The organism is Candidatus Tisiphia endosymbiont of Empis tessellata (genome assembly GCF_964031035.1).
In the GTDB taxonomy this organism is placed as follows: domain Bacteria; phylum Pseudomonadota; class Alphaproteobacteria; order Rickettsiales; family Rickettsiaceae; genus Tisiphia.
Genome location: NZ_OZ034997.1, coordinates 154,567 through 169,771 on the forward strand (window position 1 = coordinate 154,567; position 15,205 = coordinate 169,771).

A 15,205-nucleotide genomic window follows, 5' to 3' on the forward strand; every position below is an offset into this window, starting at 1 on the left:
AGAAAAAATTAGGAGAAAAAATGACAAAAGAAAAAGTAAGAGTTTTTAGTGCTGAAGAAAAAACTAGGATAGTATTAGAAGTGCTGAAAGAAGAGAGTCCATTATCAGTGATAGCATCAAAATATGAGATAAACTCCAAGACAATTAGTAATTGGAAAAAACAATTTATATCAAATGCAGCATTGGCTTTTGAACCAGCAAAACTGGTAAGTAAATATCAGGAACAAATTAATATGCTGAAAGAACAAAATGATGAATTAGCGAAAACTCTTGAAAAAACAATAGTAGAGAGAGATTGGGCTGTGGGAAAGCTACAAAGCTTGGACTTATCAAATAGAAAAGAACTTGTCGATTCCAAGCTAGCAATGTTACCAAAGACAAGGCAATATGAATTATTAAAGATTAATCGTTCTTCAATGTACTATAAAGCAAAACCATTTAGTGGGTATAACTTAAATATTTTAAATAAAATAGATGAAATATATACTGATAATCCTGAATTTGGTTATCGTTATATCCATAGACAATTATTAGAAGATGGCTTGGTTATTGGTAAGGATCGGGTTCTAAAATATATGAACATGATTGGCATAGAGGCTATTTATCCAAAGAGGAAAAAGTTAACATCTGGAAAAGATAAACAGCATAAAATTTATAGTTATTTGCTTGATAAATATTGGTCTAATCTAGGTACAAGTAAAACTGTAGATGTACCTAACGCTAACGAGGTTTGGAGCGGAGATATCACTTATGTTAGAACTAATTCGGGATTTATGTACATGGCGGCAATTATAGATTGGCATAGTAGAGCTGTGTTGAGTTATAAATTGTCAAATAGTATGGATGTAAGTTTGGTAACTGAAGTATTGCATGATGCACTTAACAAATATCCTGCACCGCAGATATTTAATAGTGATCAGGGCAGTCAATATACTAGTCATGAACACATTGAAATTTTACAAGAGCATAACATTAAAGTTTCGATGAATAGTAAAGGAAGAAGTATTGATAATATAATTATGGAGAGATTTTTCCGAACTTTAAAATATAATTGTATATTTATTAATGATTTTAAAGATGTTAAAGAGCTAAAGAGTGGTATTGATGATTACATCAATCACTATAATTATAGAAGATTCCATTCAAGTATTGGTTACAAAAAGCCTATGAATATCTATCTAAATTCTATACAAAATTATGAACAAATTGCAGCTTGAAAAATGCAAAAATGGGAAACAACATTATTATTTTTTTGTCTTGATTTTTCAGTCCAGTATCTTGTTCCAGTTTGCATAGGTTTTGCATTCGGACTATTTCATTTTGAAAAGTTGGAGAAAAAGGTTGGGAATTATCCACAAAAGCCTCATGTAGAGGTATAGATAAATGTTGACAACATAATGTAATAATTCGTTTTGTTACTGTTGGTATTTTTAAATGCATAGATAAAGTTAAAAAATGTATTACAGTTTCTTCTACTATCTTTTTAGCTTTTTCCAGCGATTTAGCTCCTAGAGTTTCTAAATTATGAATCCGATCAAAAAGTTTAATCAGTGCTACATCATGTTTTTTTTGCTGAATTAATAAATATAGTGTTTCTGCCGAGCTAATCTTGCCATGAGGCTTGACCCTGGTCAGGTCTTCTACTTGACTAGCCACTTGACTGCCAAAGATGTAAGCAATCATCTTTTCGGTCAGTTGTGTATCCTCAATGGTGTCGTGTAGCAATGCAGTCACAATCATGTAAGTTCTAAACAATCGTGGAATTTCTAGGGCTGTGTACTGGGCTACCATATACGCCACTTCAATCGGATGTGAATAATACGGCTCGCCGGACTGTCTCATTTTGGCTGCCATGATATTTTTTAGCGTAGTAGATGCCTTTTTTGACTTCATACATGTTTATTGGTTGCTTTACTTTTTCATTTAGCAAAATTAACTCCTTAAGCAACCTCTCAGCATATGCACAATACTAGTATTTTGAATTATCCCAATAGTTATTAACATCTTCCATAAGAAACCATGATATTCTAATTATAAAGTTATAATAAACTAAAATTTTGACTATTTAAAGCATTTATTGCTTTTTATTTTTAAAAAGATGCATATTTTCTAATCCTGTTGTATAAATCACAGTTTACCCAAATTCGCGTTATTGGACAATTTCATAAGGTTAGTAAAAAATATCTTAAATATCTATTGTCGATGAGTTTTGTTTTGGATATAACTAAAGGGATAATAATACTACTTTTGATTTGTTATTGAATAATTGTGTGATTTAGTTATGAGCGAAGAACTTCTGCAACGAGATTTAATCAAGAATCCCCAAAAAATAGGGACTTGGAATTTTTATGATATTGGTGCAACAACTATTAGTGCTTTAAAAAAAGCTGATATAATAAGAAGTATAGATTATGGGGATATATCAAACAAGAGAGTTGATGCCATTATCACAAAACAAAAAGAAGTTATTGCTATTGTGGAATTTAAACTACCTGAAAACTTTAATACCAAGGATAAAAAAAATAATGCCATTTTGCAAGAAATTGAGGTTGCCAAAAAACTAAAAACAAAATTAATTATTGCAACTGATACCCAAGAGACGATATGGATTAATGTTGCTACTGGTAATAACGTAAAAACCGAAGAAGGCGATGATTTTAAATATCTTTTTGACTCCAAAGATATAAACTTACAAAAAGTTATCAATGAAATAATACAACAGATATAGCAAAACAAATATGGCAAGATGTTTGGAGTGTTAGCGGGGCAACCCCTGAGAATTGCTTATACACATTTGTTGAATTATTTATATTCAAATATCTAAGTGATTTAAAAATATTACAAGGTACTTATAATTTTTATACTTTACTGCGGATGTATGAAGAATGCAATGAAACTAACACAGTTTTGCAACATTACGCAAATATTATCAGACCACAAATAAAGGAGCTGTTTCCTGAAAATGTTCTAGACAAGACTACCATAATAAATGGTAGCATATTTATCAGTAAAGAACAAAAAGCTGTAGATGGTTACGGAACAGTCTTTAAAAAAGTTTTACAAAAATTTAGAGATTATGGAAAACTTGAGCATGTTGACCATGATTTTAAAAGTAAGCTTTTTGAAAGAAAGTATCAGTAAGAAAAATTGGGGACAGTTTTTTACTCCAATTAAAGTTGTTCGTGCTATCAACGAAATGGCAGAAGGTGAACTAAAAGATGGGATGACTATTTGCGATCCAGCATGCGGAGTGGGTAAATTTCCATTAGAATTTATAAAAGACAATCTTGATAAGCTTTTTAAAGTTGAAAACAATAAAATAATACAAAAAGTTAAAATAGTTGGTTTTGATAAAGGTTTTGATAAAGATGAACAAAAAACCATCATTTTAGCAAAAGCCAATATGCTTATTTATTTTTGTGAACTGATAAAAGATAATATTGGACTAACTAGAGAATTTGCCAAAATATTTAATGAGAGTTTTATTTTAAAAACAAACTCAATACTTGGTACGCTTTCTGAAGCAGAAGAAGAGAAATATGATTTAATTTTAACAAATCCCCCTTATGTAACAAGTGGAAGTAGTAATTTAAAAAAAGAAATATCTACGAGTCTTACTTTAAAAAACCACTATAAAATCAATGCCATGGGTATTGAAGGGCTTTTTATGGAGTGGATCATTAAAGCTCTAAAAAAAGGTGGCAAGGCTTTTATAGTTGTACCTGACGGTATCTTTAATAGACAGAATGATAAAAATTTAAGGCAATATATTTTAGATAGTTGTTATATTGACTCAATTATTTCTTTGCCATTAAAGACATTTTTTACAACACAAAAAAAGACCTATATTTTAGCAATTACAAAAAAATTTGATATTTCTGATATTCAAACTGATCCTGTATTCACTTATTTAGTCAGTGAAATAGGTGAAAGTAGGGATGTAAATAGATTTGATATTGAGCAAGATGACTTAAAAGAAGCTGTTAATTTATATAATGTTTTTAAGGGCAATAAGAAGTATTTTGCAACTCTTAATCATGATAAGAGGTGTAAGATAGTTTCGATAGATGAATTTGACAGTGATAAAAACTGGTCTGTAGAAAGATGGTGGAGTAAAGAAGAAAAAATTGAATTAGGTATTGAAAAAATAGACCAAGTAGTCTCAATTAGTGAGTTTAGTGATATAATTAGCGATTTAGTAATGAGCTGTAATGAGTTTACTACATCTTTGCAAGATATTGGTTTTAATGTAACTCAAGAAAAAAAAAGTACTTAGAAATACCTTTAAATGATTGTAGCTATTTTAAATTATTTATAGGTAAAAGAGTTTTAAAAAGGGATTTAATAAATATTAAAGCTGGTAATATACCCGCATATAGTGCAAATGTATTTAATCCAGTTGGTTTGATAAAAGATAGTAATATAAAAGATTTTGATAGTAATTTTGTTATATGGGGTATTGATGGTGATTTTAAATTTAATTTTATTAGAAAGTACATCCCATTTGCAACAACTGATTATTGTGGAACAATAAGAATATTAGAAGATACTATCTTGCCACAATATTTAATGATTGAGCTAGACAGAATTAAGGATGTTTATGGTTTTGATAGGGGATTAAGAGCTTCTCTAAAAAATATGCAGAATATCATTATTAGATTACATGTAGATGTTGATGGGAATCTTGATATTGACATCCAACAAGACATTATAGAAAAATATCAAGTAATCTCTGAAATTAAGCAAGAAGTTGGGGAATACAAACATAAAATAGATAAACTTGTTATCAAAATTGATGATGCAATCGAGTATTGCCAAAGTGTAAAAATAGAGGATATTTTTAATATAAAAAAAGGAATAGCAAAATACACTAAGACTTATATTAAAAAACATAAAGGTTCGTATCCTGTCTACTCAGCAAACACAAAACAAGATGGTGTTTTAGGTTATATAAATCATTTTGATCATGATGTTGAATCTATCCAGATTACTACCAATGGATATGCTGGCACAGTTTTTTATAGGTCAAAACATAAATTTAGCATAAATGGAGATACAAGATTATATATCCCAAAATGTGATAATCTTGATTGTTTATATCTATCGTTTGAATTACAAAAAGTATTAGATAAAAATAACTTTAACTGGGAATACAAGCCAACCATAGAAAGAACAAGAAATATTGAAATCAAAATCCCAATTACTGCAACAGGTGAATTTGATTTACCAAAACAAAAGGAGATAGCAAAAAAATATCGTAAAATCGAAGAAATAAAAAATAATGTAAAAAGAGAACTTGAAAAAATAGAAAATATAAAAGTTGATATTGGTTTATAATTTTATCTATACTCAAATGATTTAAAGAATTGGAACGAAAAACAAGGAGTGAGCAAGCTCAAGAAGTACAATGAGCTACGCGAGCATACCAATTATTCGTGCAAATATTTGCAGAGTCAATTTGAGGGGGCAGAGGATTGCTAAGTGTTAGGCTGTGAACAGAGCCTAACAGACCGGTATAAAATTATCTGAACTAGTAGCACCATGGTCTCTAACAGTTGCTAAGGGTAGTTGTCTTTCTTGTGCCTTTATTTTCTGACCACTCTCAATAAACGGTAAAGGCAGGAGTATTGATAATATAATTATTGAGAGATTTTTTAGAACCTTGAAGTATAATTGTATATTTATTAATGATTTTAGCAATATTAAAGAACTAAAAGATGCTATTGATAATTATATGAATAAATATAATTATCAAAGATTCTATTCAGCTATTGGTTATAAAAAACCTATGCATGTCTATCTTAATTATATGCAAATTGCTGCTTAATAAAAATGCAAAATAGGAAACAAATTTATCTTTTTTTTGTCTAATTCTTTCAGTCCATTATAGAAGAAGGAGATTATATCATGAATAAAATAATAGGTCTAGATGTAAGTAAAAAATGGCTTGATATATGTGTATACATGCCAAATAATAAACCAATATGGTTCTGATATTGTCTTAAGAGTCAAGGATTAAAGATAGAATTATTTTTAATTACTCCAAATCAGGTACTTATAACACCTCTCTTCCTTAAACTCTAGTTTCGAAATAGGGCTATTGCCTCATTACAAATCTAACTACTCAATAACCGTTGCTTCATCCATTCTCCAACTGTTCCAATGGCTTGTATAGTGACAACTAAAATTACCGGATGGCGACAATATGACAAGATTTGGAAAAGTTATCTATTTTAAAGAATGAGTTTGGTGATATAATAACATAACCTCATGAATCCTAGCAAAAACTGAATAAAAGCTTGAAGAATAATCTATGAAAATATTAATCCTTGGTATAACAGGCATGCTTGGCAATGCCATGTTTAGGTTTATGGCTGAAGATCATAACCTTAACGTTTACGGGACAGCTAGGAATAATGGTGCTTGCCGTTATTTTTCTGAAGAGTCATCTAAACAACTCATTGCCCCAGTAAATATAGAAAATCATGATTCTCTTATTAAATTATTTACAACAATTCGACCTGATGTGGTAGTAAATTGTATTGGGCTAATTAAACAACTAGAGGATGCAAATGATTACCTACAAGCACTATCAATTAATGCTTTGCTTCCTCATAGACTTAGTATAATATGTCAAGCTATAGGCTCTCGTTTTATACATGTTAGTACAGATTGTATATTTTCCGGGTCTAAGGGTAACTATACAGAGAGTGATTTTGCAGATGCTAATGATCTCTATGGTCGCTCAAAGTTTTTAGGGGAAGTAAGTTATCCTAACACTATAACACTTCGTACTTCAATTATCGGGCATGAGTTATCAGGAGGTAAGAGTCTCATAGGCTGGTTTCTTGCACAAAAAAACCAAGTTAGAGGATTTGTCCAAGCCGTGTTCTCTGGACTTCCAACTATTGAATTAGCAAGAATAGTTCGTGACATCGTTATACCGCGACCCGATATGTGTGGACTTTATCATGTCGCAGCAAAACCGATCAATAAATATGATTTGTTAAAACTTGTGGCTAGTACTTATAAAAAAACAATCGAAATAATTCCATCTAATGAACTGGTCATTGATCGCTCACTTAATGCCGAGCTTTTTAATAAGGCAACGGGATATGCACCGCCTGAGTGGCCAGAGTTAATTCAACGTATGTATAAATTTCAATAAAAGGTAAGAATGTTTGTTAATAAAATTTTAATGATTACTGGAGGTACGGGGTCATTTGGTAACACAGTGATGAAACGATTACTAGAAAGTGATATTAAAGAAATTCGCATATTCAGTCGGGATGAAAAAAAACAAGAAGATATGAGGATTGCTTTCAATAACCCAAAGCTTAAGTTTTATATTGGGGATGTAAGAAATTATGATAGTATTTACTATGCTATGAAAAATGTTAATTATGTGTTCCATGCTGCAGCCTTGAAGCAAGTTCCATCATGTGAATTTTATCCGATGGAAGCAGTGCGGACTAATGTACTGGGAGCTGAAAATATGATGAATGCAGCTATTGCCAATGGTGTTGAGCGGATTGTGGTACTCAGTACTGATAAGGCGGTATATCCTATCAATGCCATGGGGTTATCAAAAGCAATGATGGAAAAACTGTTGATAGCTAAAGCTCGAATGAGTTCTAAAGGAGATACTGTTCTGTGTTGTACTCGTTATGGTAATGTAATGGCTTCCCGTGGCTCGGTAATACCTCTTTTTGTTAATCAAATTAAAGAGGGAAAACCTCTAACTATTACCGACCCAAATATGACACGTTTCTTAATGTCACTTGAAGATTCTGTAAACTTAGTGTTATATGCCTTTGAACATGGGCAACAAGGTGATATTTTTGTCCAAAAAGCTCCGGCTTCAATAATTGAAGTATTAGCTCATGCTATAAAAGAATTATTTAATGCTAATAATGAAATTCGTTTAATTGGTGTACGTCATGGAGAAAAGATATATGAATCTTTAATTTCTTGTGAGGAGATGGTCAAAGCTGAAGATTTAGGAAATTATTACAGGATTCCTGCCGATAATCGTGATCTCAATTATTCAAAGTTTTTTGTAGAAGGATATCTAAACGTTGCTACTCTAAGTGACTATACATCAGCCAATACAGAAAGATTAAATATAGAACAAGTTAAAAAGCTTTTATTAACACTTGACTTCATTAAAGAGCAACTTAATGCTTAAAGTAATGACCATTATTGGTACTCGCCCAGAACTTATTAAAATGTCTAGAGTAATTTCTGAGTTTGATGAGTATACGAACCATATTTTGGTTCATACAGGGCAAAATTTTGATTATGAACTGAATCAGATTTTCTTTGATGATCTTAACATTCGTAAGCCAGATTATTTTTTAGAAGCTGCTGTTAGTGGTAATGCAACACAAACCATTGCACGCATTATTGAGAAAACTGATGAAGTTTTAGGAAAAGAACAACCAAATGCATTGTTGCTTTATGGTGATACAAATTCCTGCCTTTCGGTTATCGCAGCCAAAAGGCGAAAGATACCAGTTTTTCATATGGAAGCCGGCAACCGTTGTTTTGATCAAAGAGTACCAGAAGAGCTAAATCGTAAAGTAGTTGACCATTTAAGTGATATCAATATAGTTCTGACTGAACATGCTCGTCGTTATCTTATTGCCGAAGGAGTATCGCCAGAGCGAATTATCAAGTCTGGTTCGCATATGCAAGAAGTGTTGGGTTATTTTATGCCTAAAGTGCGTCTATCAAATGTGCTAGATAAACTAAAACTTCAAGCCCATCAATATTTTTTAGTCAGTATTCATCGTGAAGAGAATGTAGATGTGTCAGCCAATTTACAGGACTTACTTAATACTTTACAGATGTTGGTTAAAGAATATGATATGCCCGTGGTTGTATCAACACATCCTCGTACACGTCAGCTGTTAGAAAAATTAGGTATTAAAGGTTTGGATAAACAAATTCGCTTTTTAAAACCATTCGGTTTTTTAGATTACATAAAATTGCAAATGGAGGCTTTTTGCATTTTATCTGATAGTGGTACAATTACTGAGGAAGCTTCTCTTCTTAAATTACCAGCAATTACCATTCGTAATACTCACGAAAGACCTGAGGGTATGGATGAAGGTGTTTTAATAATGAGTGGTCTTAAAGTAGAAAAGGTTCTAGATGCTGTACGCATTGTAACCAAACAACATAGTAAATATAGTCATTTACAAACAATTGTTTCAGATTATAATGCTGGCTTAGTATCTCAAAAAATACTCCGTATCGTTTTGAGCTACGTGAATTATATTAATAGAGTTGTGTGGTTTAAGTGAAAAAAACCAATCAAATGCTAGAGTGGTGTGATAGCCAAACATTTTTTAAACGGGCTTCTGAGCTAATTGAAACTGTTTCTATTGTGATGGATATTGGTTGTGGTATTCGTCCGCAACAGTTTGTAATACCTGACTTTCTCATTTGTGTTGAGCCTCATCTTGAATATGTTGAGATACTTAAGAAAAACCTAGATGGAACAAATTCAATGATTATTTCGCTTGATGCGAAACAGGCACTATCAGCACTGCCTGATAATGCTGTTGATTCGATATTTTTAATTGATGTCATTGAACATATGACTAAGGAAATTGGCCTAGAGGTCATTAGTGAATCTGAGCGTGTTGCACGTAAGCAAGTAGTGTTATTCACTCCGTTAGGTTTTATGCCTCAGGAAACTCATGCTAGTAGTTTATATGGGTGGAATTTACATGGTGGAACGTGGCAGGATCATAAATCCGGGTGGTATCCAGAAGATTTTTTAGATTGGCATGTGCTTGCATGCAAGCATTTACATATCGCTGATTTTAAAGGTCAGCCAATTAACCCTCCATACGGTGGGTTCTACGCCATAAAGACTTTAGTCAAATCTATAAACTATTTCAACGAAATATATTCTCAAGAAGTTCTATTAGATAGCACAAGTAATTTAAATGCTATTCGGACTATTTTTCCTCAGTTTATAGATCAAGTAGTTTCTCGTGAGATTGAAAGGAGTAATATGAAATGTGCTATTCAGTCATGTCAACGGACAACGATATTATTTATTGAACAAAAAGCTACGAAATCGGTAAATGAGATCTTTGATATAATAACTCTTGAAAAAACAGATAATTATTTGAAGGAAGCACGAGAATATAATGTAAAAATACGAGAATTTGCTTCTCAATTTCTAGATTTTAATTTCCGGGAATCTGAACTAAAGGTTCGTGATGAGCTACTTACGGCTCGTGAAGCTGAATTAAGAGTTCGTGATGAGCTACTTACGACTTGTGAAGCTGTTATCTCTAAAAATATATATGTAAGAATTTATAGGAAGCTTAAAAATTTATTTGATATAGCTAAATAAGAAGATAACTATGGACTGACTATTTTGCTTATTATTTTTCTAGGATATGGTTTTTTTTCGAAAATTGATCAAAATTGAATTCTCTCATGCTATGATATTTTCATTTTCTACCATTTTATCGCTATATCCGAAATTGGAATAAGAATGTAAACAATCAAGCTTAAAGCACTTATCGTGCCTAATTGTCAATTTAGAAAATAATATAAAGAGAAAATAGTGAATAAAATAATAAATATATATCCAAAAGTTTCAATCATTATTCCCGTTTACAACGGCACTAATTATATGCGCGAAGCAATAGATAGTGCAGTTGCTCAGACTTATAAAAATTTAGAAATTTTAGTTGTTAATGATGGATCAAATGATAATGGTGAAACAGAACGCATAGCTTTATCTTATGGTGATAAGATTCGTTATTTCTCTAAGACAAATGGTGGTGTGGGTTCAGCCTTAAATTTGGCAATTAAGGAAATGAAAGGAGAGTATTTTTCGTGGCTTAGTCATGATGATGTTTACAATCCAAATAAAATTGAACATCAAATTAATATACTTAACACTCTTCCCAACCGTAATACGATTATTTACGGAGGGTATGAAGTTATAGATCACAACTCTAAGTCACTGTATTTTATAAGACCAGATAAAATATTATCAGCAGAAAAATGTAATATCCCATTATTCCCTCTTATGCGAGGATTAATTCATGGATGTACTCTTTTAATACCCATAAAATATTTCCGTAAAATTGGTACTTTTGATGAAACATTATTAACTACCCAAGATTATGCACTTTGGTTTGAGTTTTTACGGATAGCACCTATTCATTTTGATGATCGTATTTTAATTAAAAGTCGCACTCATCTAGATCAAGGAACCCATAAAATTGCTAGCCACATGAATGAATGTAATGAATTATGGTCTAGGTTTCTCAGAAGGTTAACTTTAGAAGAAATGACTATAATGGAAGGATCACCTTATTTATTCCTGCATCGTACTAGTGTTTTTCTTGCAAATGCTTCTTGTTGTCAAGCATACGAACTAGCTAAGTCAATGGCTAAGGATATCTTAACCGATATTAAGATTAGTGTAATTATGCCAATTTATAATAGAGTTGATTTGGCAATTGAGTCTATAAAAAGCGTTATTGCTCAAACTCATCAATGTTTTGAGTTGATTTTAGTAGATGATGGTTCTGAAGATGATATATCTATGTTGATTGAGGAGTGCAATAAGGATAGTAGAATTAAATATATTCGTAAGGAAAATGCAGGACCAGCAGCGGCACGTAATCTAGGTATTAAACATGCATCTGGGCAGTACATAGCCTTCATTGATTCTGATGATTTGTTTTATGACAATAAACTTGAGGTTCAATTGAAGTTTATGGAGGATAATAGTTTGTTATTCTCGCATACTTCTTACCATAGAATAGATTGGGATGGAAAATTGATTAAATATATGAGTTCTGCTACTTTTGGAGGACAGGTATTCCCTAAAATCATTGCTGAATGTCCTATAGCAATGCCTACTGTTATGGGAGAAACTTCTATTTTTATGTTAAATAAATTCCCTGAAAATATAGGAATTGGTGAAGATGTATGCTTATGTATCTCTATAGCAAGCAAATATGAGGTAGGAGCGATTGACCTCGCATTATCGAAGGTTAGAGTTAATTACAGTACTACTACATGCTTAAATACTAAAAAAACAATAATAGGATTAATCAATATTGCATCATTTGTTATGAACGATAAATATTTAAGTCAATTTGATAAGCACGTTCAGTTGTTACTATTTTCTGCAGCAAATATATCTAGCTTGCCATTAGATAAATTAATAAAATTTAATGACTGCCCATCTGAGAGACGTAATCCTAATATAGTAGTGAAGTTAATTAGATCGCTGCGTGTAGATGGCTTTAGAATAACATGGAACAAAATTTGTAAGAAACTAGGTATACTCCAATGATGGTTTTGATACTGTCTTAAGAGTCAAGCATTAAATTAGGATTATAGTGATATTAAAAAAATATTTCATATCAACTTAATATATTTTGTGTTGAGCGATATAAGCTCTCCATTATATCACGGTCAGACTATATTTAGAAAAATGGACAGGGAACATCCAGTAGACTTACATCTTGCTGATATGGGTTGTGTAGGTTTTTTGATGTTCACAATGTATTTCCTGAATATTTTGTTATTTCCGTACCGCTTTTTGATGGTATTATAAAAGATGAGTTGGATAAGTGGTTATATTTTGCTAAACATTCTGAGGTTAAAGATGATTTTAAGTCGCCTTATATGAAGAAAGTAGCAGAACGTCTGAGTGTTCTAAAAATGACTCCAGAAGAACGTCAGCACTATCAGAATTATGTCAATGAATCGCTAAAAGAACGTGATTATATAGCTGCAGCTAGAACTGAAGGTAGAGCTGAAGAAAAAATAGCAATGGCAAAAAAATGCTAAAAGAAAATTTTTCTATAGAAACTATCAGTAGAATAATAGAACTATCCATAGAAGAAATAGAACTACTACGTGAGAATTTGGCTGAAGACACAACTACTGTACTTGACGAAAATTAAATAGGAAGGGTATTGAATTGCTGTATTGGAAAAATAGAACGACCGTTGTTCATAACTGTTGAAAGTTAAAAAAGATATTATTTTTGTAAAAACATATTAGTGGAAGAAATTTTTGGTATATACTGCAAAAAATTGAAGAATTTAGAAGAGAAAATTCTATGTGGATCAAAAACACTAACATTAGTATGATAGTTATGTGGTCAAAACGATGTCATAGTTGGTTAACAATAATATTTTGTTTAATAATTAACAGCTATTCAACTATTCATGCTTCCAATACAAATATTGAAAATAGATTTGCAACAAGGATTGCTATTGTAGATATACACTCTATTCTAGAACATTCTGTAGCAATCCAGTCTATAAGAAAATCTGTAGACCAAATAAGCGAAAAAATTCGACAAGATCTATCAAAGAAGGATGGAGAACTAAAAGAAATAGAGAATCTATTAATGGGAAAACGTAATTCTTTAAGTGAATCAGCTTTTGAACAAGAATTTAGTCTTTTTGAAAAGAAAATAAATATAGCACAAAAAGAAATACGAGATAGAAAAGTACGTCTTGAGCAAGCCCATGCTGAGGGTATAGGGAAAGTACAAGAAGCAATAACAAAGATTATAAGTACTTTAGCAGAAAAGTATAATCTTGATCTAGTTATACCTAGTACTCAAATTTTATTTGCTAAAAATAGTCTGAATATTACACAAGAAGTAATAGCAGAACTAAATAATAAATTAAAATATATTACAATTAAATACGAATAATTTGTTATAGAGGTTTATCAATGACAGAATTTACTCCTATTACAGTAGCTTATGGTGATGGTATAGGTCCAGAAATAATGCAAGCAGTACTGTATATTTTAAAAGAAGCTGAAGCAAGAATACGTATAGAGGTAGTGGAAGTAGGAGAAAAATTATACCAAAAGCACTATACCTCAGGGATAGCAGAAGATACTTGGCAATCATTAGCAAGAACTAAGATACTTCTAAAAGCTCCTATTACCACTCCTCTAGGTGGTGGGTATAAAAGCTTAAATGTAACTCTTAGAAAAGCCCTATCTCTTTATGCCAATATTCGCTCCGCTATTTCTTATGCTCCTTTTGTTAAAACACTGCATCCAAATCTAAACGTGGTTATAGTACGGGAAAATGTTGAAGATTTATATGCAGGCATCGAATATCGTCAGACTCACAATGTCTATGAATCTCTTAAACTAATTAGCCGGGTTGGTAGTGAAAGAATTATTAGATATGCTTTTGAGTATGCAATAAAGAACAATCGTAAAAAGGTTACATGTTTCAGTAAAGATAATATTATGAAACTGTCTGATGGGATTTTTCATAAAGTTTTTGAGGAAATTGCTAATGAATATAAGCAATTTCAAAGTGATTATTACCTTATAGACATCGGCACTGCAAGACTAGCAGCTCAGCCGGAATTATTTGACGTCGTTGTAACTTCAAATCTGTATGGTGATATTATATCGGACGTATCTGCAGAAATTTCTGGTTCGGTAGGACTCGCTGGCTCTGCTAATATAGGTCAAAATTATGCTTTATTTGAAGCTGTACATGGCTCTGCCCCAGATATTGCCGGTCGCAACCTAGCTAATCCTTCTGGTTTACTTAACGCAGCAATTATCATGCTAATTCATATCGGGCAACAGGATATTGCTACACTAATAGAAAATGCCTGGAAAAAAACCATTGAGGACGGAATCCATACTGGAGACATTTATAATGAAGAAATATCTAGCAAAAAAGTTGGTACTAAGGAATTTGCTGATGAAGTAGTAAAAAGACTAGGGATCAAACCTTCTACCCTCAGAGTAGCGGCATATTCATCACCAGTTACCCAACAACAAACTACTGAGCAGATATATTCGATTAATAGTAAAGAAGTTAAAGAGTTGGTAGGTAGTGATGTATTCATCCAGATGGCAGCCTTGACTGCTCATGAGGTAGCAGAAAAAATTCAAACTGTCAGTTTAGGTGACTTAGAATTAAAAACTGTATCTTCCATGGGTCTTAAATTATGGCCTAGGAATGAAAGGTTTGAATTATTATCAGATCATTGGTGTTGCCGTTTTATGGCAAGGAAGGATGGAGAAAAAATAACACATTCCTCTATAGTCCATTTACTTGAATCGCTAAGCCAGGCAAAAATAGATTTTATTAAAATTGAGAATCTATTTGAATTTGATGGGAAAGCTGGATATTCGCTTGCTCAAGGAGAATAGAATA

General features: G+C 31.8%; 16 protein-coding genes and 1 pseudogene. 15 read left to right on the forward strand and 2 right to left on the reverse strand.

Going from position 1 to position 15,205, the window contains the following annotated elements:
* Positions 1–20: 20 nt before the first annotated feature.
* Positions 21–1,217 (forward strand): IS3 family transposase, encoded by a 1,197-nt coding sequence (locus AAHM86_RS00840; RefSeq protein WP_342267939.1) that lies wholly within the window; start codon positions 21–23, stop codon positions 1,215–1,217.
* A gap of 175 nt (positions 1,218–1,392) precedes the next feature.
* Here AAHM86_RS00840 and AAHM86_RS00845 read toward each other — a convergent pair.
* Positions 1,393–1,948 (reverse strand): annotated as a pseudogene (locus tag AAHM86_RS00845) (HD domain-containing protein); the annotation flags it as partial.
* Positions 1,949–2,281: 333 nt separating this feature from the next.
* Between AAHM86_RS00845 and AAHM86_RS00850 the strand changes: the two are divergent.
* The 4 genes from AAHM86_RS00850 (at position 2,282) to AAHM86_RS00865 (ending at position 5,337) form a co-directional block, all read left to right on the forward strand.
* Positions 2,282–2,728, forward strand: coding sequence for a hypothetical protein (locus tag AAHM86_RS00850; protein WP_342267940.1), 447 nt, complete (start codon positions 2,282–2,284; stop codon positions 2,726–2,728).
* A gap of 146 nt (positions 2,729–2,874) precedes the next feature.
* Entirely contained in the window at positions 2,875–3,141 is a 267-nt protein-coding gene (locus tag AAHM86_RS00855) for a hypothetical protein (protein WP_342267941.1), read from the forward strand.
* Complete coding sequence (locus AAHM86_RS00860; protein ID WP_342267942.1) at positions 3,122–4,276, forward strand: class I SAM-dependent DNA methyltransferase; 1,155 nt, start codon at positions 3,122–3,124, stop codon at positions 4,274–4,276. Before AAHM86_RS00855 ends, AAHM86_RS00860 begins: the two co-directional genes overlap by 20 nt.
* 128 nt (positions 4,277–4,404) lie before the next feature.
* Positions 4,405–5,337, forward strand: coding sequence for a restriction endonuclease subunit S (locus tag AAHM86_RS00865; RefSeq protein WP_342267943.1), 933 nt, complete (start codon positions 4,405–4,407; stop codon positions 5,335–5,337).
* Between the two features lie 165 nt (positions 5,338–5,502).
* Here the strand turns inward: AAHM86_RS00865 and AAHM86_RS00870 are convergent, their stop codons facing one another.
* Complete coding sequence (locus AAHM86_RS00870) at positions 5,503–5,700, reverse strand: hypothetical protein (protein WP_342267944.1); 198 nt, start codon at positions 5,698–5,700, stop codon at positions 5,503–5,505.
* On the opposite strand from AAHM86_RS00870, the gene AAHM86_RS07125 reads away from it, so the two are divergent.
* From AAHM86_RS07125 to AAHM86_RS00915, 10 genes are all read left to right on the forward strand, one after another.
* Entirely contained in the window at positions 5,663–5,827 is a 165-nt protein-coding gene (locus AAHM86_RS07125; RefSeq protein ID WP_410521555.1) for an IS3 family transposase, read from the forward strand. The genes AAHM86_RS00870 and AAHM86_RS07125 overlap by 38 nt on opposite strands.
* Positions 5,828–6,313: 486 nt before the next feature.
* The gene (locus AAHM86_RS00875; RefSeq protein WP_342267945.1) at positions 6,314–7,168 is read left to right on the forward strand and encodes an SDR family oxidoreductase; all 855 of its coding nucleotides are present in this window, start codon (positions 6,314–6,316) and stop codon (positions 7,166–7,168) included.
* Positions 7,169–7,177: 9 nt separating this feature from the next.
* Positions 7,178–8,188, forward strand: coding sequence for a polysaccharide biosynthesis protein (locus AAHM86_RS00880; protein ID WP_342267946.1), 1,011 nt, complete (start codon positions 7,178–7,180; stop codon positions 8,186–8,188).
* Positions 8,181–9,308: a non-hydrolyzing UDP-N-acetylglucosamine 2-epimerase gene (gene wecB / locus AAHM86_RS00885; RefSeq protein ID WP_342267947.1), complete on the forward strand. Its 1,128-nt coding sequence runs from the start codon at positions 8,181–8,183 to the stop codon at positions 9,306–9,308. The genes AAHM86_RS00880 and wecB overlap by 8 nt, the downstream gene beginning before the upstream one ends.
* Positions 9,305–10,375: a hypothetical protein gene (locus AAHM86_RS00890; RefSeq protein WP_342267948.1), complete on the forward strand. Its 1,071-nt coding sequence runs from the start codon at positions 9,305–9,307 to the stop codon at positions 10,373–10,375. The genes wecB and AAHM86_RS00890 overlap by 4 nt, the downstream gene beginning before the upstream one ends.
* Before the next feature lie 216 nt (positions 10,376–10,591).
* On the forward strand, positions 10,592–12,343 hold the full coding sequence (locus AAHM86_RS00895) for a glycosyltransferase family 2 protein (RefSeq protein WP_410521556.1): 1,752 nt from the start codon (positions 10,592–10,594) through the stop codon (positions 12,341–12,343).
* A 185-nt stretch (positions 12,344–12,528) separates the two neighbouring features.
* The gene (locus AAHM86_RS00900; RefSeq protein WP_342267949.1) at positions 12,529–12,843 is read left to right on the forward strand and encodes a hypothetical protein; all 315 of its coding nucleotides are present in this window, start codon (positions 12,529–12,531) and stop codon (positions 12,841–12,843) included.
* A complete protein-coding gene (locus AAHM86_RS00905; RefSeq protein WP_342267950.1) occupies positions 12,837–12,959 on the forward strand; it encodes a hypothetical protein in 123 nt (40 codons plus the stop codon). Before AAHM86_RS00900 ends, AAHM86_RS00905 begins: the two co-directional genes overlap by 7 nt.
* 158 nt (positions 12,960–13,117) lie before the next feature.
* Positions 13,118–13,723, forward strand: coding sequence for an OmpH family outer membrane protein (locus AAHM86_RS00910; protein WP_342267951.1), 606 nt, complete (start codon positions 13,118–13,120; stop codon positions 13,721–13,723).
* Between the two features lie 20 nt (positions 13,724–13,743).
* Positions 13,744–15,201 (forward strand): NADP-dependent isocitrate dehydrogenase, encoded by a 1,458-nt coding sequence (locus AAHM86_RS00915; protein ID WP_342267952.1) that lies wholly within the window; start codon positions 13,744–13,746, stop codon positions 15,199–15,201.
* Positions 15,202–15,205 lie beyond the last annotated feature (4 nt).